Genomic DNA, 22,634 nt, shown 5'->3' with positions numbered 1-22,634 from the left:
GGTTATGGGTGATCGGCACGACTATGTGGCCCTCGAATGGGTCAAAGGCGAAATTGCCGAAACGCTGAGGCTGGCGCATCAGGCGATTGAAGCCGTGCTTGATGATCCGCAGGCCTTTCCCGGGCTGGACGAGTGCCTGGATTACATCCATCAGGTCCACGGCAGTTTGCAGATGGTCGAGTTCTACGGCGCAGCCTTGCTCGCCGAAGAAATGGAGCATCTGGTCGAAGCCCTGCAGCACGAGCGCGTCAACCATCGCGACGAAGCCCTGCATCTGTTGCTGCAAGCCCTCGGGCAATTGCCGATCTACCTCGACCGCGTGCAGAGCGCTCGCCGTGATTTGCCGCTCGTGGTGCTGCCGCTGCTCAACGATCTGCGCAGTGCTCGTGGCGAAAGCCTGTTGTCTGAAACCAGCCTGTTCAGCCCGCAACTGCCTGAGTTACCGCCCTTGAGCGCCGAAGCACTGGCGCTGCTTGAGCCGGCAGAGTTGCCGAACGTGCTGCGCAAATTACGCCAGATGCTGCAAATGGCTTTGGTCGGTTTGCTGCGCGAGCAGGATGACCAGACCCACCTCGGTTATCTGGCCAAAGTCTTTACCCGCCTCGAAGTGCTGAGCGGCGATTCGCCCCTGAGCCCGCTGTGGCAAATCGCCTCGGCGCTGGTCGAAGGCATGCGCGAGGGCGTGATCGCCAACAGCCCGGCGCTGCGCAGCCTGTTCAAGGACGCCGACAAAGAGCTCAAGCGCCTGCTCGAACAAGGCATGGCCGGCCTCAACCGGCCGCCACCGCCAGAGCTGCTGAAAAGCCTGTTGTTCTATATTGCCAAAGCCGAACATCCCACCGGGCAGATGCTGACCATGAAAGATCGCTACTCCCTGGACGACGCGTTGCCCGACAGCGCGATGGTCGACGAAGAACGCGCACGCCTGGCCGGCCCCGACCGCGATGCGATGCGCTCGGTGCTGGCGGCATTGTGCGAAGAGTTGGTGCGGGTCAAGGAGCGCCTCGATCTGTTCGTGCGCAGCGACCGCCAGCACACCTCGGATCTGGAGAGCTTGCTGGCGCCGCTGCGGCAAATCGCCGACACGTTGGCCGTGCTCGGTTTTGGCCAACCGCGCAAAGTCATCATCGATCAATTGGCCGTGGTACTCAGCCTTGCCCAAGGCCAGCGCGAACCGAATGACGCGATCCTCATGGACGTTGCCGGTGCGCTGCTTTACGTCGAAGCGACGTTGGCCGGAATGGTCGGCACCGTCGAGCCGGAAAGCCCGGAAGATTCGCGCCTGCCGACCACCGACCTGACGCAGATCCATCAGATCGTCATCAAGGAAGCGCGCATCTGCCTGCAACAGGCCAAGGACATGATCGTCGACTACATCGACGCCGATTGGGATCGCCAGCAACTGCAACCGCTGCCGGCGCTGCTGACCCAAGTGCGCGGTGCGCTGGCGATGATTCCACTCAGCCGTGCGGCGAGTCTGGTCGAAGCCTGCAACGGTTTTATCCGCGAACATTTGCTGCTCGATCCGCATGAGCCGGGTTGGGAACAACTCGATCATCTGGCCGATGTCATCAGTAGCCTTGAGTATTACCTCGAACGCTTGAGCGATGATCCGCAGGCACCGGGCGAACAATTGCTGGATGTCGCGCAGAAGTCCCTCGCCAGTCTGGGTTTCTTTCCCGATGAGCAGCCCGGCGCGCAGCATGTGCCAGTGCTTGAAGACGTTCTCAGCCCCAGCGAAGCGCTGGTGATGCAGGACATGCAGGCGCTCGATGATCCGGAAACCGTGCAGTCGCTGGCCGATGTTCTGGCCAGCCCGGTTTCGGCGCTCAACCCGCCGGCTCTGATTACTCCTGGCAGCCTGATGCCGCCACCGGCCGATGAAGAGCCGGTCGACGATGAACTGCGCGAAGTGTTTCTCGAAGAGACCGACGAGGTCCTTGAGGTTCTCCACGAATACCTGCCGCGCTGGTCGGCCAATCCGCAGGATCGCGCCGCGTTGACTGAACTGCGCCGCGCCTTTCACACCTTGAAGGGCAGCGGGCGCATGGTCCGCGCGTTGATCCTTGGCGAGCTGGCGTGGTCGGTGGAAAACCTGCTTAACCGTGTCCTCGAACAAAGCGTCGAACCCGGTTCGGTGGTGCAGCAACTGCTCACCGACACGGTGTTGTTGCTGCCCGAGTTGATCAACGAATTCGCCACCAACAGTCAGCGTCAGCGCAGCGATGTCGATCAACTCGCCGCACGCGCACATGCCTTGGCCAAGGGTGACGAACCACTGGCGGCCGAAGACGTCGACGACGTGACGGCGCTCGACCCGCTGTTGCTGGAGATCTTCCGTAACGAAGCGGAAACCCACCTCGCCAGTCTCAATCGTTTTCTAGATCAGGCCGCCGAGCATGTGCCGTTGCAGGCCAGTGACGAGTTGCAGCGCGCCCTGCACACGCTCAAGGGCAGTGCGTCGATGGCCGGTGTGTTGCCGATTGCCGAACTGGCCGCGCCGCTCGATCAACTGGCCCGCGAGTTCAAGGCGCACCAGTTGCCGCTCGACCTCGACGAAGTGGAGTTGCTCCTCGAAGCCGAAGGCCTGTTCCGCGTCGGCCTGCGTCAGCTCAAGCATGATCCGCTGGCGCCGATTGTCGGTGCGCAGTCGCTGATCAAACGCTCGGAAACCCTGCTTGCCGAGCGTCTGGCGTCGATCCTCGATGCGCCGAATACCGGCCTGCGGATCAAGCGCGATCCGCAACTGATCAACAACTTTCTCGCTCAGGGCATGGATATCCTGCTGGATGCTGAGAGCCTGCTACAGCGCTGGCAGCAACACCCCGGCGAGCGTCAGGAACTCAGCGCCTTGCTGGATGAACTGACCACCCTTGGCGAAGGCGCGCATTTGGCGGATTTGCTGCCGGTGGATGTGTTGTGCGAAGCCTTGCTCGACCTGTATGGCGCGGTGGAAGAAAGCAGTCTGGCGGTCAGCGAACAGTTTTTCCGCGAAGCGCAGAACGCCCATGAAGCGCTGATCAACATGCTCGATGAACTGGCTGCCGGTCAGGAAGTCACGCCGCAGCCAGAGCGGATTCGGGCGTTGCATGATCTGCTCGATCAGAGCCTCGATCCTTCTTCCATGGGCCTGATTCGCAGCGATGGCAGCCGTACTTTGAGCATCCGTGAACTGGGCAGCGCCACCGCCGAGTTGCAGCAAAAGGCAACGGCGCTTGAACCCGATGACGAGATTGTCGAGATCTTCCTCGAAGAGGCGGTGGACATTCTCGACAGCTCAGGCCAGGCCTTGCAGCGCTGGTTGAGCGACCCGGACAATGCCGCGCCGCTGTCCTCGTTGCAGCGCGATTTGCACACCCTCAAGGGCGGCGCGCGGATGGCCGAAGTCGAGGCCATTGGCGATCTGGCCCAGGAGCTGGAAAGCCTTTACGAAGGTCTGGTCGATCGTCGCTTCAACTACAGCGAAACCTTGAGGCGTCTGCTGCTCAAGAGTCATGAGCGTTTGGCGCTGCTGCTTGAACAACTGCAACAACATCAGCCACTGACCCCGGCGCAGGATTTGATCGAAACCCTGCGTCAGGTGCGTCAAGGCCAGACCGTCAGCGAAACGCCCCAGCCAGCGGCCGATCATGACAGCGCTGGCCACGACCCGGAGCTGCTGGAGATCTTCCTCGAGGAAGGTTTCGACATCATCGAAAACTCCGGCGCCGCGCTGCTGCGCTGGCAGGCCGAGCCGGGCAATCGTCAGGAAGTGGAAACCCTGCTGCGCGATCTGCACACCCTCAAGGGCGGCGCGCGGATGGTCGAGATCGGACCGATCGGCGACCTCGCCCATGAGCTGGAGTACCTTTACGAAAGTCTTTCCAGCGGCGCTTTGCAGCCGTCGCCGGAGCTGTTTGCACTGGTGCAGCGCGGGCATGACCGCTTGGCGCAAATGCTCGATGGCGTGCGCGCCGGGCAACCGTGTCCGCCAGCGGATCGGCTGATCAACGCGATCCAGAATTTCAGCCACCCGGTGACGCTGGAAACGCCGCCATTGCTGCCTGTGCCGGTCAAGACTGACGCGGCGCCGCCGACTGCCGAAGCGGGCGCGGACATGGTCAAGGTCTCCGCCGAACTGCTCGACGAATTGGTCAATCTGGCCGGGGAAACCTCGATCTTCCGTGGTCGTATCGAACAGCAGGTCAACGACGCACAAATTGCCCTGAACGAGATGGAAACCACCATCGAACGGATGCGCGATCAGTTGCGCCGGCTCGACACGGAAACCCAGGGGCGGATTCTCAGCCGCCAGCAAGTCGATGCCGAACGCCTCGGTTACGAAGAATTCGATCCGCTGGAAATGGACCGCCATTCGCAGTTGCAGCAATTGTCGCGGGCGCTGTTCGAATCCGCCTCCGACTTGCTCGACCTCAAGGAAACCCTCGACCGCCGCAATCACGATGCCGAGAACCTGTTGCAGCAACAGGGCCGCATCAACACCGAATTGCAGGAAGGCCTGATGCGTACGCGCATGGTGCCGTTCGAGCGCATGTTGCCGCGCCTCAAACGCATCGTCCGCCAGGTGGCTGAAGAGCTGAATAAAGACGTCGCGTTTGTCATCGGCAACGCTGAAGGCGAGATGGATCGCAATGTGCTCGAACGCATGGCCGCGCCGCTGGAACACATGCTGCGCAATGCCGTCGACCACGGTCTGGAGTCCGCCGAGGTGCGGCTGGCAGCGGGTAAACCGGCGCAAGGGCAGATCAGCCTCGACCTGTCCCGCGAGGGCGGCGACATTGTTTTCGATATTCGCGATGACGGCGCCGGGGTGCCGCTGGAAGCGGTGCGGCGCAAGGCGATCAAGCGTGGCATGCTCGCGCCGGAAGCGGAGATCAGCGACCGCGACGTGTTGCAGTTCATCCTTCAGCCGGGATTCTCGACCGCCGAAAAAATCACGCAGATTTCCGGGCGCGGGGTCGGCATGGACGTGGTACACGAAGAGGTGCGGCAGCTCGGCGGCAGCATGAGCATCGACTCGGTGGCGGGGCAGGGCGTGCATTTCCGTATTCGGCTGCCGTTCACCGTGTCGGTCAACCGCGCGTTGATGGTGCAGTGCGGGGAAGATCAATATGCGATTCCGCTGAACACCATCGAAGGCATCGTCCGCGTGTTGCCGAATGACCTGGAGGGGCACTTCCGGGTTGATCCGCCGCGCTACCAATACGGCGGCCAGACCTATGAACTGTGCTACCTCGGCGAACTGCTGAAAACCGCGCCACGGCCGAAACTACTCGGCCAGAACCTGCCGTTGCCGGTGCTGCTGGTGCACTACAACGACCGGCGCATCGCGGTGCTGGTGGATACCATGGCCGGCACCCGCGAGATCGTGGTCAAGAGCCTTGGCGCCCAATTCGCGGCAGTGCAGGGCGTGTCCGGGGCGACGATTCTCGGCGATGGCCGGGTGGTGCTGATTCTCGATTTGCTCGCACCGATCCGCGCCATGCAGGCACGCATTGCGCCGACGCCAACGCTGCCGGAGATCGACAGCGAACCGCACAAACCGCTGCTGGTGATGGTGGTCGACGACTCGGTCACCGTGCGCAAGGTCACCAGTCGTTTGCTCGAACGCCACGGCATGAACGTGCTGACCGCCAAGGACGGGGTCGACGCCATGCTGCTGCTCGAAGAGCACATGCCCGACCTGATGCTGCTCGACATCGAAATGCCGCGCATGGACGGCTTCGAAGTCGCCACCCAAGTGCGCAACGACGAACGCCTGCAACACCTGCCGATCATCATGATCACCTCGCGCACCGGGCAGAAACACCGCGACCGCGCGATGGCGATTGGCGTCAACGACTACCTCGGCAAGCCGTATCAAGAGTCGGTGCTGCTTGAAAGCATTGCCCAGTGGAGCAAGAAACATGCATGAGCGCCGGCATAATCAGCGCAGCAGCCAACTCACTGGTCTGTTGTTGCCGTTGGCGGATCGCAATTTGATCCTGCCTAACGTCGCTGTCGCTGAGCTGATTGATTACCAGGCCAGCGCCTTCGATCTGGATACGCCGCCGTGGTATCTCGGCAAGGTTACGTGGCGGGAGCGGCAGATTCCGTTGCTGAGTTTTGAATCGGCGTGCGGGCAGAAAATCGTTATTGGCGAGCGCGCGCGGATCGTGATTTTGAATGCGCTGGGCGGATTGCCGGAGTTGAAGTTCATTGCGCTGCTGGTGCAGGGGATTCCGCGGTCGTACAAGCTTGATAGTCAGTTGAGTTATGTCGACGTGCCGTTGTGTGCGCTGGAGCAGGCGGCGGTGCAGGTGGGGGAGCAGGTGGCGAAGGTGCCGGATTTGTTGGGGCTGGAGAGGTTGTTGGTGGAGGCGGGGCTGGTTCACTGATCCAGAGTTTTGATCGTTCCCACGCTCCGCGTGGGAATGCAGCCCGGGACGCTCCGCGTCCCAAAAAGCCGAACGCGGAGCGTCCGTTGAGGCATTCCCACGCAGAGCGTGGGAACGATCATCGGCGGGCTGATCCAGCCTTTTCGGTACTGCGACTGGCCTCTTCGCGAGCAGGCTCGCTCCCACAGTTGATCTTCAGTGATCCCGGATTTTGCGTACGACACAGACCCCCTGTGGGAGCGAGCCTGCTCGCGAAAGCGCCAGTCGTAGCACTGAGTTCCGACAGACAAATCCTCAATCTCTGTGCGCAATAAACGCCTTTCAGTCGCGTTGTTTAAAGACACTAGGTGTTACGGCTCCCTAGCCTACAAATCCTTGCGCCGCTGCCTACGCATGCACCAGAATCCGCCGGCTTGTGCGCCTTGGGCATGCTGCGTAACTTGATTCCGTCACTGATTTCCAGTGATCGGGTTTAGCAGCCCGTGGTTAATCTAAGGGTGCACATGCATCATCGTCAGGCTCCGCGCCTGTATTCGATGGCGGCTGTGCGCAGGGCGCTTCGGCGCGCCGGCTTCCTTAGGTTCCCCGGTCTGCTAACCTGCGTTCAGCTGCCACCCCTTCTTTTAGCAGAGAAGCGGTTCCAGCTTTATTTCGGAACCTGAAGATGATTAAACCAACGCCTAACCCCCCGCTCGCAGACCCGGCATCCCCTTACGAATCCCCCGATTCGAAGAAATTCCACGAAGCCGCCGAACGCGCCCTCGACCATTATCTCGGTCCGACCAACGCCGATCTGATGGCCACGCCCTACACCCCCAACACGCTGTACATGGCCAACCCCAATGCCGACACCGAATCGCTGTTGGCCGACGCCAGCGAAACCCTCGGTTCGGCTACGGTGATGCTCAACAACCATGCGGCAATGGTGGAGGGTACGCACCGCAAGACTGTGCAGGGTATTGCGCAGGTGGTGATGGTGGCGGAGATGGCCGTCAATCGTTTGTTGGACAGATTAGTACCGACTGAGTAGCGAAAAAGCTGACCCTCACCCCAGCCCTCTCCCGGAGGGAGAGGGGGCCGACCGAGGTGTCTGGCGTCATACATCGACCTGAAAAACCGAGTCGATTATGGGTTTGGTAAAGCGAGTCGATTATGGATTCGGTAAAGCACGATCAGGTCGGCGTATCCCTTGAGCATCCCCCAATCGGTCCCCTCTCCCCCCGGGAGAGGGCTAGGGTGAGGGCGGCTCTTGATCGTTACCCTGAGCGTAATGATTCACCACTGCGCTTGATTGATGCCCCCACCCCACACGCCTACCTTAGCTCCACGACAGCGAAACCCGTGGAGTGAGCATGACAACAACAATTTCCCCCGACTCGCGCTGGACGCGGCGGCGCGATGAGAAGCAGCGCCGCCTCGACAAGGTGCGCGGGCTGGCCGACGGTGTGGTGTTGCCCACCGACAAGATCGTCGCCGCGCTCGAAGCGCTGATCCACCCCGGCGACCGTGTGGTACTCGAGGGCAACAACCAGAAGCAAGCGGATTTCCTTTCGCGCTCACTGGCCAAGGCAGACCCGGAAAAGCTCCACGACCTGCACATGATCATGCCCAGCGTCGGCCGCTCCGAGCACCTCGATCTGTTCGAACGCGGCATCGCCCGCAAGCTGGATTTCTCCTTCGCCGGCACCCAGAGCCTGCGCATCAGCCAGTTACTCGAAGACGGCCTGCTAGAAATCGGCGCGATCCACACTTACATCGAACTCTATGCACGGCTGGTGGTGGACCTGATCCCCAACGTCGTGCTCTCGGCCGGGTTTATGGCCGACCGCTCCGGCAACATCTACACCGGCCCCAGTACCGAAGACACCCCGGCATTGATCGAACCGGCCGCGTTCAGCGACGGCATCGTCATCGTCCAGGTCAACCAATTGGTCGACGACGTCAGCGAGCTACCACGCGTTGATATTCCCGCCTCATGGGTCGATTTCGTCGTGGTCGCCGACAAGCCGTTCTACATCGAACCGCTGTTCACCCGCGACCCGCGCCACATCAAGCCTGTGCACGTGTTGATGGCGATGATGGCGATTCGCGGCATCTACGAAAAACACAACGTGCAGTCGCTCAACCACGGCATCGGTTTCAACACCGCCGCCATCGAATTGATCCTGCCGACCTACGGCGAATCCCTCGGCCTAAAAGGCAAGATCTGCCGCAACTGGACGCTCAACCCGCACCCGACGTTGATCCCGGCGATCGAGAGCGGCTGGGTCGAAAGCGTGCATTGCTTCGGCACCGAACTGGGCATGGAAAACTACATCGCCGCGCGCCCGGACGTGTTCTTCACCGGCCGCGACGGTTCGCTGCGTTCCAACCGGATGTTCTGCCAACTCGCCGGGCAATACGCGGTGGATCTGTTTATCGGCGCGACGCTGCAAGTCGATGGCGATGGCCATTCCTCAACCGTGACCCGAGGCCGCCTCGCCGGTTTCGGCGGTGCGCCGAACATGGGCCACGACCCGCGCGGTCGCCGTCACGGCACCCCGGCGTGGCTGGACATGCGTCACGATGATTCGCAGCAACCGATGCTCGAACGCGGCAAGAAACTCGTGGTGCAGATGGTTGAGACGTTCCAGGAGGGCGGCAAACCGACCTTCGTCGAAACCCTCGACGCCGTGGAAGTGGCGAAGAAAAGCGGCATGCCGCTGGCGCCGATCATGATTTACGGCGACGACGTCACCCACCTGCTCACCGAAGAAGGCATCGCCTACCTGTACAAGGCGCGCTCGCTGGAAGAGCGCCAGGCGATGATTGCAGCGGTCGCCGGCGTCACCGCCATCGGCCTGCGCCACAACCCGAAAGACACCGAACGCATGCGCCGCGAAGGCCTGATCGCCTTGCCCGAAGACCTCGGTATCCGCCGCACCGACGCCAACCGCGAACTGCTCGCGGCGAAGAGCGTGGCCGATCTGGTCGAGTGGTCCGGCGGCCTGTACAACCCGCCCGCCAAATTCAGGAGCTGGTAATGCACGCACTTAACCTGCAAGCGAAACCGCTGTCTCTGGCTGATCGATTGGCTGATCTGGCGGTGGACGCGTTGATTGACGAAGCGGATCTGTCGCCGAAACCGGCGCTGGTCGACCGTCGCGGCAATGGCGCCCACACCGATTTGCACTTGGGTCTGATGCACGCTTCGGCGCTGTCGTTGTGGCCGGCGTTCAAAGAGATGGCCGAAGCGGCGGTTGAAATCGGTGACGTCGATTCAACGTTACGCGAAGCGATTGGCCGGATTGGTCGTGAAGGTGAGCAATCGATGCTCGCGACCACCAACGGTGTGAACACCCATCGCGGGGCGATCTGGGCCTTGGGTCTGTTGGTGACGGCCGCTGCACTGGAACCGCAATCTTCCAGCGCCAACGCGGTATCTCTGCGCGCCGCGCGCCTAGCCTTACTAGATGACCGCTACGCACCAAAACCACTGAGCCACGGCGCCCAAGTCGCCCTGCGTTACGGCGCCCGTGGCGCTCGTGAAGAAGCACAACTCGGCTTCCCTTCGGTGTTGCAACGCGGTCTGCCACAACTCAAACGCAGCCGCGCCAACGGCCACGGCGAACAGAACGCCCGGCTCGACGCGTTGCTCGCGATCATGACTGACCTCGCCGACACCTGCGTGCTCTACCGCGCTGGCGAAGAGGGCCTGCACGCCATGCAGTCCGGCGCGCAAGCGGTGCTCGACGCCGGTGGCAGCGCCAGCCTCAGCGGTCGCCGCCGGCTGCACGAACTCGATCAACAACTCATCGCATTGAATGCCTCGCCCGGTGGCGCCGCCGACTTGCTCGCCGCGACGCTGCTGCTCGACCGTATTGAGCGCGACGGCATCCTTCAGGGAGCGTTTTGATGGAAACCCTATCGTTTGAATTCCCCGCCGGGCAGCCGCCACGCGGTCGCGCGCTGGTCGGTTGTGTCGGTTCGGGTGATCTGGAAGTGCTGATCGAACCGGGTCTGGCCGGCAAGCTGACGATCAATGTGCAGACCTCGGTCAACGGCGCACAGCTGCGTTGGCAGCACCTGTTTGCGCGGATGTTCGACGGCACCACGCCGCCGGCGATGGCCATCGACATACACGATTTCGGCGCGACGCCGGGGGTGGTGCGCTTGCGTCTGGAACAAGGTTTCGAGGAGGTCGGCCATGACTGACAGCGCCGCGCTTCTCCATAAACACAGCTTCGTCGAACTCGGCGCGCGACAACGGGCGCAAGCCCTGCTCGATGCCGGCAGCTTTCGCGAATTGCTCGATCCGTTTCAACGGGTAATGTCGCCGTGGCTTGAACGCCAAGGCGTAGTGCCGCAGGCCGATGACGGTGTGGTGATTGCCAAGGGCAGCCTCGACGGTTTGCCGGTGGTGATTGCCGCGATTGAAGGCGCGTTTCAGGGTGGCAGCCTTGGCGAAGTCGGCGGGGCGAAGATTGCCGGCGCGCTGGAGCTGGCGGCTGAAGACAACCGCAAAGGCATCCCGACTCGGGCGGTGTTGTTGCTGGAAACCGGTGGTGTGCGCTTGCAGGAAGCCAACCTCGGGCTGGCGGCGATTGCCGATATTCACGCGGCGATTGTCGATTTGCAGCAGTACCAACCGGTGGTTGGCGTGGTCGCCGGCAGCGTCGGTTGTTTCGGCGGCATGTCGATTGCGGCGGCGCTGTGCAGCTATCTATTGGTGACTCAGGAAGCACGCCTCGGCTTGAATGGCCCGCAGGTGATCGAGCAGGAAGCCGGGATCGAGGAATACGACTCCCGCGACCGGCCCTTCATCTGGAGTCTGACCGGTGGCGAGCAGCGGTTTGCCAGTGGTCTGGTGGATCGTTATGTCGCCGATGACGTGGCGAAGATTCGTCAGCAGGTTGGTGAATTGCTCGAGCAAGGTTTGCCAGCGAAACCACGCAGCCAGCGCGCCGAATGGTTCCTGCAACGCCTGAGCAGTCTGAACACTGACCCGCAAATCGAACCGTCGGTGGTTCGCGATCTGTATCGAGGAGAGCGCTCATGAGCGGCTATTCATTGCGCGGTTTGAACTGGTTCAACGCCCTGAGCGCCGGGGCGAAAGCGGTAGAGGGTTTGCCGCCATCGTTAAAGGTTGCCGATGGTGAGCTAGGGCGTTTTATCGCTGTGGTGGCTGATCCGGACAATCGTTTTCCGCGTGCTCGCAATGGCGAAGTCGGGTTGCTTGAGGGCTGGGGTCTGGCCAAGGCTGTGGATGATGCGATCAGCGCTGACCGCGATAAAGCGCAGAAGCGCCCGATCATCGCCATCGTCGATGTGCCGAGCCAGGCTTATGGTCGGCGCGAAGAAGCGCTTGGCATTCATCAGGCGCTGGCCGGTGCGGCGGACAGTTATGCCCGCGCACGTTTGGCTGGGCATCCGGTGATTGCGTTGCTGGTCGGTAAGGCGATGTCCGGAGCGTTTCTGGCTCACGGTTATCAGGCCAATCGTTTGATTGCGCTGCGTGATCCGGGCGTGATGGTGCATGCGATGGGCAAGGCTTCGGCGGCGCGGGTGACGTTGCGCAGTGTTGAAGAGTTGGAAGCGCTGGCCGCCAGCGTGCCGCCGATGGCTTATGACATCGACAGCTACGCCAGCCTCGGATTGCTCTGGGAAACCCTGTCGGTGGAGAAGATTGAGCAGCCGACGGCGGAAGATCTATCAAGAGTCAACGAGTGCCTCAAACAAGCCATCGGCGATATTTCCAGTACTGATCTGAGCAATCGCCTCGGCGCGAAAAATCGTGCGGCCTCCAGCAAGGTTCGCGAACTGCTGAGGGCGCAGTGGTGAACACGCCTCTGGCTCACGACCTGCTCTGGGGCATGACCCCGGCGCAGTTGCCGGCGGATGTGCCGCAGTGGGCAGTCGAGTCGCTGGCCGCCGGGCAACCGGTGGTGGTACGGCGCGCGTTGAGCGATGAGGGTTCTATCGCAGTCGGCGTGCGCGGTGTATTGCGCGAGCAGCGGTTGGCGGCGTTTATGGCGGTTGATTCGATTGCCTGTCGGGTCAGCCCCGAAGCGCTGTGTCACGTCGACTGCGAGCGCGATCTGCCGGTCATGCACGCACTCAAACAACTGCGGCCAATGCTCGACGATTGCGGTTGGATCTGGGGTGTCAGCGGCAGTGTCGGGTTTGAATTGGCCAGTGGTTTTACCGCGATGCACGCGGCCAGTGATCTCGATCTGATTCTGCGTACACCGCAGATGATCACGCGTAATCAGGCTCGTAAATTCGTAGAGATTTTTGATCAAGCCGAGTGCCGGATCGACATGCAGTTGCAGACGCCGTTCGGTGCTGTGGCATTGCGCGAGTGGGCCAGCGGATCGGCACGCGTGCTGCTGAAAAACGAGTATCAGGCCTGTTTGGTGACTGACCCGTGGAACCCGCAGGAGCAGGCAGCGTGAGCAGTCTGCTGGTGTTCCCCGGCCAGGGTGCGCAGCAAGCGGGCATGCTTCAGCGTTTGCCTCGGGAATCGTTGACCGAGGCCAGTGATGTGCTCGGTGAAGATGTATCGCTGCTGGATTCCAGTGCAGCGTTGCGCACGACAAGGGCGGTTCAGCTCTGTTTGCTGATCGCTGGAGTCGCCGCTTCTCGGCAATTATTGCAGGACGGACTCACGGCGGATTATGTCGCCGGCCTGTCCATCGGTGCTTACCCGGCAGCAGTGGTTGCCGGTGCCTTGAGCTTCAGCGATGCGCTACATCTGGTCAGCCTGCGCGGCGAACTGATGCAACAGGCTTATCCACAGGGCTACGGCATGACCGCGATCATCGGCCTGCAATTATCCACAGTCGAAACGCTGCTGGCGCAGGTGCACAGCGAGGATGCGCCGGTGTATCTGGCCAACATCAACGCCGATAACCAAGTGGTGATTGCCGGCAGCGACAAGGCCATGCAAACCGTGGCCGAACTGGCGCGCAGTCGTGGTGCCGGCTTGGCGAAACGTCTGGCAGTGAGCGTGCCGTCGCACTGCCCATTGCTGGAAAAACCGGCGCAAACCCTCGCCGAAGCTTTCGCCAAAATTGAACTGAAAACCCCTCGGGTCGCCTACCTGAGCGGCAGTCGCGCGCGCCCTGTGAGCAAAGTAGAAGCGCTGCGCGACGACCTCACCTTCAACATGTGCCGCGTGGTGGATTGGCGCGGCACCGTACAAAGCGCCTACGAGCGCGGTGTGCGTCTACAAATCGAACTGCCGCCTGGTGCGGTACTGACCGGGCTGGCGCGCCGGGTGTTCGAACAAGGCACCGTCACTGCCTTCGACAGTGCGCGTCTCGACACCCTGCAAGCGCTGTTGCGTGAGGAGGGTGGCCGCCAACTCTAAAACCGCCGACTCATGCTTCGAACAACAAAAACAACATTCGACGATGCACTTTGAGGACTACAACAATGATTATTTACGGTGTGGCGTTTCTCGCCTTTTGTACGCTGGTGGGTATCTGGGTCGGTGAACTGCTCGGCAAGCTGATCGGCGTGCCGGCCAACGTCGGCGGCGTCGGCATTGCGATGCTGCTGTTAATCGGCCTCGGCAGTTATCTCAATAAAAGCGGCTGGCTCAAGGGCAAGACCGAGCAGGGCGTCGAGTTCTGGAGCGCCATCTACATTCCGATCGTGGTCGCCATGGCCGCGCAGCAAAACGTCTATGGCGCGCTGAAGGGCGGGCCGATGGCGATTCTTGCCGGCACCCTCGCTGTGGTGATCGCTTTTGCCCTGGTGCCCGTGCTGACACGCATGGGCAACAAGGAGCAGACCCCGATCGCTCCAGCCAAGACTGCGGGGTAAGCGCCATGTACGAATCAATGATGAAAGTCATCACCGGCTACGGTTTGATCAGCGGGTTTCTGATTGTCGGGCTGACCATGTGGGTCTCCTACTGGATGTCCAACACCTTTACCAAGGGTCGTTTGCACGGCTCGGCAATCGCCATTCTGCTGGGGCTGGTGCTGTCGTATGTCGGCGGTGCACTAACCGGTGGGCAGAAAGGCGTGGTGGATATTCCGTTGTTGTCGGGCATCGGTTTGCTCGGTGGTGCGATGCTGCGCGATTTCGCGATTGTGGCCACGGCCTTCGGCGTGAGTGTCGATGAGCTGAAACGTGCAGGATTCGTTGGGGTACTGGCGCTGTTTGTCGGCGTAGGCACGTCGTTCGTGGCGGGTGTTGGTGTGGCGATGGCGTTCGGTTATACCGATGCCGTTAGCCTGACCACTATTGGTGCCGGCGCGGTGACCTACATCGTCGGCCCGGTGACCGGTGCGGCGATTGGCGCCAGTTCCGAGGTCATGGCGTTGTCGATTGCAGCGGGGTTGATCAAGGCGATTCTGGTGATGGTCATGACGCCGTTCGTGGCGCCGATGATTGGCCTGAACAATCCACGCAGCGCGGTGATTTTTGGCGGGCTGATGGGCACGTCCAGTGGTGTGGCCGGCGGGTTGGCGGCGACCGATCCGAAACTGGTGCCTTATGGGTGTCTGACGGCGGCGTTTTATACCGCGCTCGGGTGTTTGCTTGGGCCTTCACTGCTGTTTTTGGCGATGCGCGGGTTGATGGGGTAGCCGCCGTAAAAGCTGCCCTCACCCTAGCCCTCTCCCGGAGGGAGAGGGGACTGACCGCGTTGGATGTTGGAGGTACGCCGACCTGTAAGTCCTGAGTCGAACTCAGGCTTGAAACCCACGGAGATCTGCTCCCTTTCCCCCTCTACCCTTTGGCGGAGAGGGGACTGACCGCGGTGGATGTTGGAGGTACGTCGACCTGAAAGTCCTGAGTCGAACTCAGGCTTGAAACCCACGGAGATCTGCTCCCTTTCCCCCTCTACCCTTTGGCGGAGAGGGGACTGACCGCGGTGGATGTTGGAGGTACATCGACCTGAAATTCCTGAGTCGAACTCAGGCTTTGAAACCCATGGAGATCTGCTCCCTTTCCCCCTCGCCCCCTTGGGGGAGAGGGCTGGGGTGAGGGGGTAAGCTCTTGATCTGCTGTTAATCCGCCAACTGCCGATTCGCATACATCCGACACTCCGCCAACAACGCCAGCAAATTCGGATCCCTCTCCTTGGCCTTCAAAAACACCACCCCAATGTGCTGCTGCAACCGGTACTTCTCCTGCAACGGAATCAGCTTCACCCGGTTCTCATACACCGCCGCAATCCTTCCCGGCAGTAACGCATAACCCACCCCCGAGCTGACCATGCTCAGCAGCGTGAAGATGTCATTCACCTGCATCGCCACCTTCGGCTCGAACCCCGCCTGCTTGAATACCCGGTTACCGTCCTGATGCGTGGCAAAGCCCTGGGTCAGCGTGATAAACGTTTCATCGCGCACCTCGGCCAGATCCACTTCACTGCGTTGCGCGAACTTTGAGTCCGCCGGGGTGGCGAGGAAGATATCGTCGGAAAACAGCGCGATCTGCTCGCAATCCGGGTCGTTGACGCTGTCGTCCAGCGATACCAGAATCGCGTCGACTTCCATGTTTTTCAGCTTGTAGAGCAGGTCGATGTTCGAGCCGAGGATCAGATCGATGTTGAGTTCACTGCGGCGAATCTTCAGGCCCATGATCAGTTGCGGCACGGTTTTCACGGTCAGTGAGTACAGCGAGCCGAGTTTGAAGCGTTCGGCAGAGAACCCGGCGGCTTCGCGGGTCAGGCGTACGCTTTCGACAACGTCGTTGATCAGCTTCTGCGCGCGCTCCTCCAATACATAGGCACTTTCCAGCGGCGTCAGGTTGCGGCCTTCGTGTTTGAACAGCGGGCAGCGCAGGGCGCTTTCCAGCGAGTGAATCGCGCGGTGCACGCTGACGTTGCTGGTCTGCAACTCGGCAGCGGCGCGGGCGAGGTTGCCGGTGCGCATGAAAGCGAGGAACACCTCGAGTTTTTTCAGGGTCAATTCTTCGTCGATCAGCATGGCGCGGACTCTTTTTGGAATGCGTCGATTGTGCCTTGAAGATCAAAAGATCGCAGCCTTCGGCAGCTCCTACATTGGAATGCGTTGGAAGGTAGGAGCTGCCGCAGGCTGCGATCTTTTGATTGCGCTTTTACGCTCAAGGCCCGAGCCTTGCGCGCTGCGGTAACGAATGTGAGGTGAGCAATACATGTATCACGGAGAAAAACTCAACGCCTGGACGCATCTGGTCGGGGCAGTGGCAGCGTTTATCGGCGGCGTCTGGATGCTGGTGATCGCCAGCCTCGACGGCAGCCCGTGGAAGATTGTCAGTGTGGCGATTTACGCTTTCACCCTGCTGGTGCTTTACAGCGCTTCAACCGTGTACCACAGCGTGCGCGGGCGCAAGAAAGCGATCATGAAGAAGGTTGATCACTTTTCGATCTACCTGTTGATTGCCGGCAGTTACACGCCGTTCTGCCTGGTGACCCTGCGCGGGCCGTGGGGCTGGACGTTGTTCGGGATTGTCTGGGGGCTGGCGCTGATTGGCATCCTGCAGGAAATCAAACCGCGTTCGGAAGCGCGGATTCTGTCGATCGTGATTTACGCGGTGATGGGCTGGATTGTGTTGGTGGCGGTCAAGCCGCTGATTGCGGCGCTGGGTACGACAGGTTTTGCCTGGCTGGCGTCGGGCGGGGTTTTGTATACGGTGGGGATTATCTTTTTTGCCCTCGATCACCGGCTGCGGCATGCGCATGGGATCTGGCATTTGTTCGTGATTGCCGGGAGTTTTCTGCACTTTGTCGCGATCTTGTTTTATGTCCTCTAGACCGAATCATCCCCAATCCCCTGTGGGAGCGAGCCTGCTCGCGAAGGCGTCAGTCCAACTGATGCTGATGTTGGCTGATACACCGCTTTCGCGAGCAGGCTCGCTCCCACAGTAGATATCCAGTGAACACAAGATTTGTGCGAACTCAGGATCTCTTGTGGGAGCTGGCTTGCCAGCGATGGGGCTTAGAAGTCACCCCAAAGCTGCTGGGCCACCGCCAGCGCAACCACCGGCGCCGTCTCGGTACGCAGCACCCGCGGGCCGAGGCGGGCGGCGTGGAAGCCGTTGCCCTTGGCCTGCTCGACTTCGGCGTCAGTCAAACCGCCTTCAGGCCCGATCAGGAACGCCAGTGTCGCCGGTTTGGCATGACTGACCATTGGCTCAGCCACCGGGTGCAACACCAGCTTCAACTCGGCTTCAGTCTGCTTGATCCAGTCCGCCAACAATACCGGCGGATGAATCACCGGCACCCGCGAACGACCACATTGCTCGCAAGCGCTGATCGCCACCTGACGCCAGTGCAGCAGGCGTTTGTCGGCGCGTTCGTCTTTCAGGCGGACCTCGCAGCGGTCGCTGAAGATCGGCGTAATTTCATTCACGCCCAGCTCGGTGGCTTTCTGAATCGCCCAATCCATCCGCTCGCCACGGGACAAGCCCTGACCGAGGTGGATGTGCAGCGGTGATTCGACCTGACCGGCGAATTGCTCGTCGATCTGCACGGTCACGCGCTTCTTGCCGACTTCCAGCAGGGCGCCGCGAAACTCATGGCCGGAACCGTCGAACAGCTGCACCGCATCGCCCTCGGCCATGCGCAGCACGCGGCTGATGTAATGCGCCTGGGCTTCCGGCAGTTCGTGTTCGCCGGTGCTCAGGGGGGCGTCGATAAAGAAGCGGGACAGTCTCATTTCGGGTCTCTGGAAAGATGTGAATCAGGTGGATCGGTGTCGACTTCATTCGCGAGCAGGCTCGCTCCCACATTTGGAATGCATTCCCCTGTGGGAGCGAGCCTGCTCGCGAAAGCGGCAGCTCAGGCGCCACAAATTTTGAATCAGCCTGGATCGCGGAACCCCGGGTGAAAGTCTTTCGGCACCGCGACGCTGACGCTGTCACGCGTGGCAATGTCGATGCCTTCGCTAGCCACTTCAGCGAGGAAGTCGATCTGCTCCGGGGTGATCACGTACGGTGGCAGGAAATACACCACGCTGCCCAGCGGCCGCAGCAATGCGCCACGCTCCAGGGCATGCTGGAACACCTTCAAACCACGACGCTCCTGCCAAGGGTAGGCCTCTTTCGTGGCTTTATCCTTGACCATCTCGATGGCCAGAACCATGCCGGTCTGACGCACGTCGGACACGTTCGGGTGATCGACCAGATGCGCCGTCGCCGAGGCCATGCGCTGCGCCAGGGCCTTGTTGTTCTCGATGACGTTGTCCTGCTCGAAGATATCCAGCGTCGCCAGCGCCGCCGCACACGCCAGCGGGTTGCCGGTGTAGCTGTGCGAATGCAGGAACGCGCGCAAGGTCGGATAGTCGTCGTAGAACGCGCTGTAGACCTCATCGGTGGTCAGGCACGCGGCCAACGGCAGGTAGCCGCCGGTCAGGGCCTTCGACAGGCAGAGGAAGTCCGGACGAATGCCGGCCTGTTCACAGGCAAACATGGTCCCGGTGCGGCCAAAGCCAACGGCGATTTCGTCGAGAATCAGGTGCACGCCGTAACGGTCGCAGGCCTCGCGCAGCAGCTTGAGATAAACCGGGTGATACATGCGCATGCCGCCGGCGCCCTGAATCAACGGCTCGACGATCACTGCCGCGACGCTGTCATGATTTTCTGCCAAGGTCTGTTCCATGGCGGCAAACATGTTGCGCGAGTGTTCTTCCCAGCTCATGCCCTCGGGGCGCCCGTAGCAATCCGGGCTCGGCACTTTGATGGTGTCCATCAGCAGCGCTTTGTAGGTTTCGGTGAACAGCGGCACGTCGCCGACCGCCATCGCCGCCATGGTTTCGCCGTGGTAACTGTTGGTCAGGGTGACGAAGCGCTTCTTGTTCGGCTGACCACGATTGAGCCAGTAGTGAAAGCTCATTTTCAGCGCGACTTCGATGCAGGACGAACCGTTATCGGCGTAGAACACCCGATTCAGGCCTTCCGGGGTCATCTTCACCAGACGCTCGGACAGCTCAATCACTGGTTGATGGCTGAAGCCGGCGAGAATCACGTGCTCGAGTTGATCGACCTGATCCTTGATGCGCTGGTTGATGCGCGGGTTGGCGTGGCCAAACACGTTGACCCACCAGGAGCTGACGGCGTCGAGGTAGCGCTTGCCTTCGAAGTCTTCAAGCCAGACGCCTTCACCGCGCTTGATCGGGATCAGCGGCAGCTGTTCGTGGTCTTTCATCTGGGTGCAGGGATGCCACAACACCGCGAGGTCGCGTTGCATCCACTGGTTATTCTGGCCCATTTACAGTCTCCTCGAGGCGGCTCGCGTCAGGCGCGGGCAAACAATCGCGCAAGCCTATGCAATGCGTCGCGTGGGAACAACCCATTGTGTCGATTGAGCTACTTTGTATGAGCCGATAGACGTCGCTGGCGGCGTTTTGATGGCTAACGTATTCTTCGCGGTTCTTTGGGTCGTCTGACCCGCAAAACTGCTTTTTCCTACGTGTATTTCCGGAGTTCGCTGAATGTCTGTCGGTTGGCTGCGCGCCTGTGCGCTGGTGATGTTGGGGCTGTTCAGCGTTACAGCGCTGGCCAAGGATAAAACTGCAATCGTGATCGGCGGCGGCCTGTCGGGCCTGACTGCCGCTTATGAACTGCAAAACAAAGGCTGGCAGGTCACCCTGCTGGAAGCCAAACCTAGTCTGGGCGGGCGCTCGGGCATGGCCACCAGCGAGTGGATCGGCAACGACAAGACGCAGCCAGTGCTGAACAAGTACGTCTCGACCTTCAAGCTGGGCACCACGCCGGCCCCTGAGTTCGTGCGGACCCCGGGCTATCTGATCGACGGCGAGTATTTCTCTGCCGCCGATCTGGCGACCAAGCAGCCGGCCACCGCCGATGCCTTGAAGCGCTATCAAAAAACCCTCGATGATCTGGCGCGTTCGATCGACGATCCGCAAAACCCGGCGGCGACCAGCACCCTGCACGCGCTGGACCAGATCACCGTATCGAGCTGGCTCGACAAGCAGAACCTGCCGGCCACTGCACGTCAGTTGATCAACCAGGACATCCGCACCCACTACGACGAACCTTCGCGTCTGTCGCTTCTGTATTTCGCGCAGCAGAACCGCGTCTATCGCGGCATCTCCGACCGTGACCTGCGTGCTTCGCGTCTGGTCGGCGGCAGCCAGGTGCTGGCGCAGGCCTTCGTCAAACAGATCAAAACCATCAAGACCAACTCGCCGGTGTCGGCGATCACTCAGGACAAGGACGGCGTGACCGTCAAGGTCGGCGCTGTTGGCTATCAGGCCGACTACGTGGTGTTGGCCGTGCCATTGCGCGCGCTGAACAAGATTGCTTTGACCCCGGCGCTGGATGCCCAGCACATGGCCGCGATCAAAGGCACCAACTACGGTTGGCGCGACCAGATCATGCTGAAGTTCAAGACGCCGGTGTGGGAAAGCAAGGCGCGCATGTCCGGCGAGATCTACAGCAACACCGGCCTCGGCATGTTGTGGATCGAACCTGCGCTGAAGGGCGGCGCCAACGTGGTGATCAACCTGTCCGGCGACAATGCCCGTGTGATGCAGGCGTTCGGCGACAAACAGATGGTCGATCAGGTGCTGATCCGCCTGCACGCGTTTTATCCACAGGCCCGAGGCTCGTTCACCGGGTATGAAATCCGTCGCTATAGCACCGACCCGTCGATGGGTGGCGCGTACCTGGCTTACGGCCCGGGCCAGATCAGCAAGTTCTGGCGCCTGTGGGAACGTCCGCTGCAACGCGTGACCTTCGCCGGCGAACACACCGACACCTTGTACCCGGGCACTCTGGAAGGCGCGCTGCGCACCGGTCAGCGGGCGGCGAGTCAGGTTGAAGATCTGGCGGCGGGCAAATCGTTCGAACCGGCGAAAGTGCTGCCGGCTGCAGCAGCGGCTGGCGCGGCGGGTGCCGTGGCGGCGAAGAAGGGCAACTTCTTCAGCAACCTGTTTGGTGGTTCGGATGACGAGAAGAAGCCTGAGCCTGCGAAGGCACCAGAGCCTGCTCCTGCTCCGGTAGCGCCAGCACCTGCACCGACCCCGGCACCTGCGCCCGCTCCGGTGGAAGCGCCGAAGCCAGCGACTCCGGTGAAAGCTGAGCCAGCGAAGAAAGCGGCAGCCAAGCCTGCGGCGAAGAAGCCTGCGGCTAAAACCGAGACGAAAAAGCCTGCGGCGAAACCGGCAGCGAAAAAGGCTGAGCCGGCGAAGAAGCCAGCGGCCAAGCCTGCTGCCACCACTGAGACGAAGGCGCAGTAAGCCTTTGCTTCAATAAAAAACGCGGCCAAATGGGCCGCGTTTTTTTTGCCAGAAGCACACACTTCAATCCTTCCCTGTGCAGTCTCAATGCTTACCGCTGCGCAGGACAATTCCCACAAAACAATCAGAACGAAATGATAGCGGCTGCCTGATCTCCAAATTTATGCTTGAAAAAATTGGAGGCGCTCGATGAAAACGCTAACGGTAGTACTTTTGTTAATGACACTTTCCGGCTGTGCCAATGGGCGTTTCTTTCCAGGTGGATATAATGCTGAACTTGCCCATCACTGCAAGATAGATCCCTATAGTGCCGATTGCTTGCAGCCGCCACCGCTTTTCACCAACTGATCAATCAAAAGAGCGGTGACCTGTTAAAAGTCCCATTTATAGAACTCGGTGCCGTTCGGTAACTTTCTGAGCCATCGTTGCTTGGGTTTTCGAATCCGCCCGGGGACAAAACCGAATCGAGACCAACGCAGGTTGCCGTTGCGCTGGTCGTAAATGACCAGATTGCCATCGTCCTGCATCGTCAGGTAAGTGTTGTACCACAGTGACTTTTCGAGGCTGTGGGTGCTTTCGGCAATCCATAGTCGCCGTCTGGAGGGGTCGAAGAGAAATCCGTTATTACTGACGACAAATTGTAGTGGCTCACGCATCTTCTTTGGATGCAGAGTTGCACTGTAAGGTTGATTGTTGTCGGCAATCCAGACTATTGCTTCACCTTCTTTTATCACCAGGTTGCCATCGCTGTGCAATACCAAACGGTATCGACCATTTTCGGACTGCAAATATTGCCCCGGAGACATTGTCTGGTTTGGCGGTAGCTCGGAAGTGCCGTTCGCTTGAAAGGGGGTATAACGAATAGCCATAGGGGTTTACCTTTTCAATGAATAGTCGAGTCATCATTTGATCAGGTGCAGGCATGCAGTCAGCGATACATAGTTATTGAGTAGAAGTTTCTCTTTCTGCGACCTTTTTGAAATCGTCGCTTGCTCCGGGGGCGAGCTGGACCGGACAGCGAAAGTCGAGCCGCATAACCCGAGCGCTGCGCGGGGAAATCGCCTTTAATCTTTCCTTAACA

Annotated in this window: 18 protein-coding genes; 14 read left to right on the top strand and 4 right to left on the bottom strand. The window is 60.6% G+C overall.

Going from position 1 to position 22,634, the window contains the following annotated elements:
* Positions 1–4: 4 nt before the first annotated feature.
* From HU718_RS28545 to madM, 12 genes are all read left to right on the top strand, one after another.
* Complete coding sequence (locus tag HU718_RS28545; protein ID WP_186616151.1) at positions 5–5,914, top strand: Hpt domain-containing protein; 5,910 nt, start codon at positions 5–7, stop codon at positions 5,912–5,914.
* Complete coding sequence (locus HU718_RS28540; RefSeq protein WP_150731490.1) at positions 5,907–6,377, top strand: chemotaxis protein CheW; 471 nt, start codon at positions 5,907–5,909, stop codon at positions 6,375–6,377. The genes HU718_RS28545 and HU718_RS28540 overlap by 8 nt, the downstream gene beginning before the upstream one ends.
* A 664-nt stretch (positions 6,378–7,041) precedes the next feature.
* Positions 7,042–7,407 (top strand): DUF6124 family protein, encoded by a 366-nt coding sequence (locus tag HU718_RS28535; protein ID WP_077574893.1) that lies wholly within the window; start codon positions 7,042–7,044, stop codon positions 7,405–7,407.
* A 322-nt stretch (positions 7,408–7,729) separates the two neighbouring features.
* Positions 7,730–9,400 carry a malonate decarboxylase subunit alpha gene (gene mdcA / locus HU718_RS28530; RefSeq protein WP_186616152.1) on the top strand — a complete coding sequence of 557 codons (1,671 nt, stop codon included), beginning with the start codon at positions 7,730–7,732 and terminating at the stop codon, positions 9,398–9,400.
* Positions 9,400–10,272: a triphosphoribosyl-dephospho-CoA synthase gene (locus tag HU718_RS28525; protein ID WP_186616153.1), complete on the top strand. Its 873-nt coding sequence runs from the start codon at positions 9,400–9,402 to the stop codon at positions 10,270–10,272. Before mdcA ends, HU718_RS28525 begins: the two co-directional genes overlap by 1 nt.
* Positions 10,272–10,571 (top strand): malonate decarboxylase subunit delta, encoded by a 300-nt coding sequence (locus HU718_RS28520; protein WP_150706385.1) that lies wholly within the window; start codon positions 10,272–10,274, stop codon positions 10,569–10,571. The genes HU718_RS28525 and HU718_RS28520 overlap by 1 nt, the downstream gene beginning before the upstream one ends.
* Complete coding sequence (locus tag HU718_RS28515) at positions 10,564–11,415, top strand: biotin-independent malonate decarboxylase subunit beta (protein WP_186616154.1); 852 nt, start codon at positions 10,564–10,566, stop codon at positions 11,413–11,415. Before HU718_RS28520 ends, HU718_RS28515 begins: the two co-directional genes overlap by 8 nt.
* Entirely contained in the window at positions 11,412–12,197 is a 786-nt protein-coding gene (gene mdcE, locus HU718_RS28510) for a biotin-independent malonate decarboxylase subunit gamma (protein ID WP_186616155.1), read from the top strand. The genes HU718_RS28515 and mdcE overlap by 4 nt, the downstream gene beginning before the upstream one ends.
* Positions 12,191–12,811 (top strand): malonate decarboxylase holo-ACP synthase, encoded by a 621-nt coding sequence (locus HU718_RS28505; protein WP_150706388.1) that lies wholly within the window; start codon positions 12,191–12,193, stop codon positions 12,809–12,811. The genes mdcE and HU718_RS28505 overlap by 7 nt, the downstream gene beginning before the upstream one ends.
* Positions 12,808–13,728: a malonate decarboxylase subunit epsilon gene (mdcH, locus tag HU718_RS28500; protein ID WP_186616156.1), complete on the top strand. Its 921-nt coding sequence runs from the start codon at positions 12,808–12,810 to the stop codon at positions 13,726–13,728. The genes HU718_RS28505 and mdcH overlap by 4 nt, the downstream gene beginning before the upstream one ends.
* 65 nt (positions 13,729–13,793) lie before the next feature.
* Positions 13,794–14,186, top strand: a complete 393-nt coding sequence (gene madL, locus HU718_RS28495; protein ID WP_016984760.1) for a malonate transporter subunit MadL — start codon at positions 13,794–13,796, stop codon at positions 14,184–14,186.
* Positions 14,187–14,191: 5 nt separating this feature from the next.
* Complete coding sequence (gene madM / locus HU718_RS28490) at positions 14,192–14,956, top strand: malonate transporter subunit MadM (protein WP_038861195.1); 765 nt, start codon at positions 14,192–14,194, stop codon at positions 14,954–14,956.
* A gap of 423 nt (positions 14,957–15,379) precedes the next feature.
* On the opposite strand, the gene HU718_RS28485 is transcribed toward madM, so the two are convergent.
* Positions 15,380–16,300, bottom strand: coding sequence for a LysR family transcriptional regulator (locus tag HU718_RS28485; protein WP_186616157.1), 921 nt, complete (start codon positions 16,298–16,300; stop codon positions 15,380–15,382).
* Positions 16,301–16,487: 187 nt separating this feature from the next.
* Between HU718_RS28485 and trhA the strand changes: the two genes are divergently transcribed.
* Positions 16,488–17,105: a PAQR family membrane homeostasis protein TrhA gene (gene trhA, locus HU718_RS28480; RefSeq protein WP_186616158.1), complete on the top strand. Its 618-nt coding sequence runs from the start codon at positions 16,488–16,490 to the stop codon at positions 17,103–17,105.
* 185 nt (positions 17,106–17,290) lie between these two features.
* Here the strand turns inward: trhA and HU718_RS28475 are convergent, their stop codons facing one another.
* Positions 17,291–18,010, bottom strand: coding sequence for a 16S rRNA (uracil(1498)-N(3))-methyltransferase (locus HU718_RS28475; RefSeq protein ID WP_186616159.1), 720 nt, complete (start codon positions 18,008–18,010; stop codon positions 17,291–17,293).
* A gap of 143 nt (positions 18,011–18,153) precedes the next feature.
* Entirely contained in the window at positions 18,154–19,560 is a 1,407-nt protein-coding gene (locus tag HU718_RS28470; RefSeq protein ID WP_186616160.1) for an adenosylmethionine--8-amino-7-oxononanoate transaminase, read from the bottom strand.
* A 223-nt stretch (positions 19,561–19,783) separates the two neighbouring features.
* Here HU718_RS28470 and HU718_RS28465 point away from each other — a divergent pair, with 223 nt between their 5' ends.
* The gene (locus HU718_RS28465) at positions 19,784–21,553 is read left to right on the top strand and encodes a flavin monoamine oxidase family protein (RefSeq protein WP_186616161.1); all 1,770 of its coding nucleotides are present in this window, start codon (positions 19,784–19,786) and stop codon (positions 21,551–21,553) included.
* A gap of 371 nt (positions 21,554–21,924) precedes the next feature.
* Here HU718_RS28465 and HU718_RS28460 read toward each other — a convergent pair whose 3' ends face one another.
* A complete protein-coding gene (locus tag HU718_RS28460; RefSeq protein WP_186616162.1) occupies positions 21,925–22,422 on the bottom strand; it encodes a hypothetical protein in 498 nt (165 codons plus the stop codon).
* Positions 22,423–22,634 lie beyond the last annotated feature (212 nt).

Origin of the sequence: Pseudomonas tensinigenes, from assembly GCF_014268445.2 — a bacterium.
In the GTDB taxonomy this organism is placed as follows: Bacteria; Pseudomonadota; Gammaproteobacteria; order Pseudomonadales; family Pseudomonadaceae; genus Aquipseudomonas; species Aquipseudomonas tensinigenes.
Note: the sequence above shows the minus strand (reverse complement) of the source record. Positions and strands in the feature narration are given on the sequence as shown.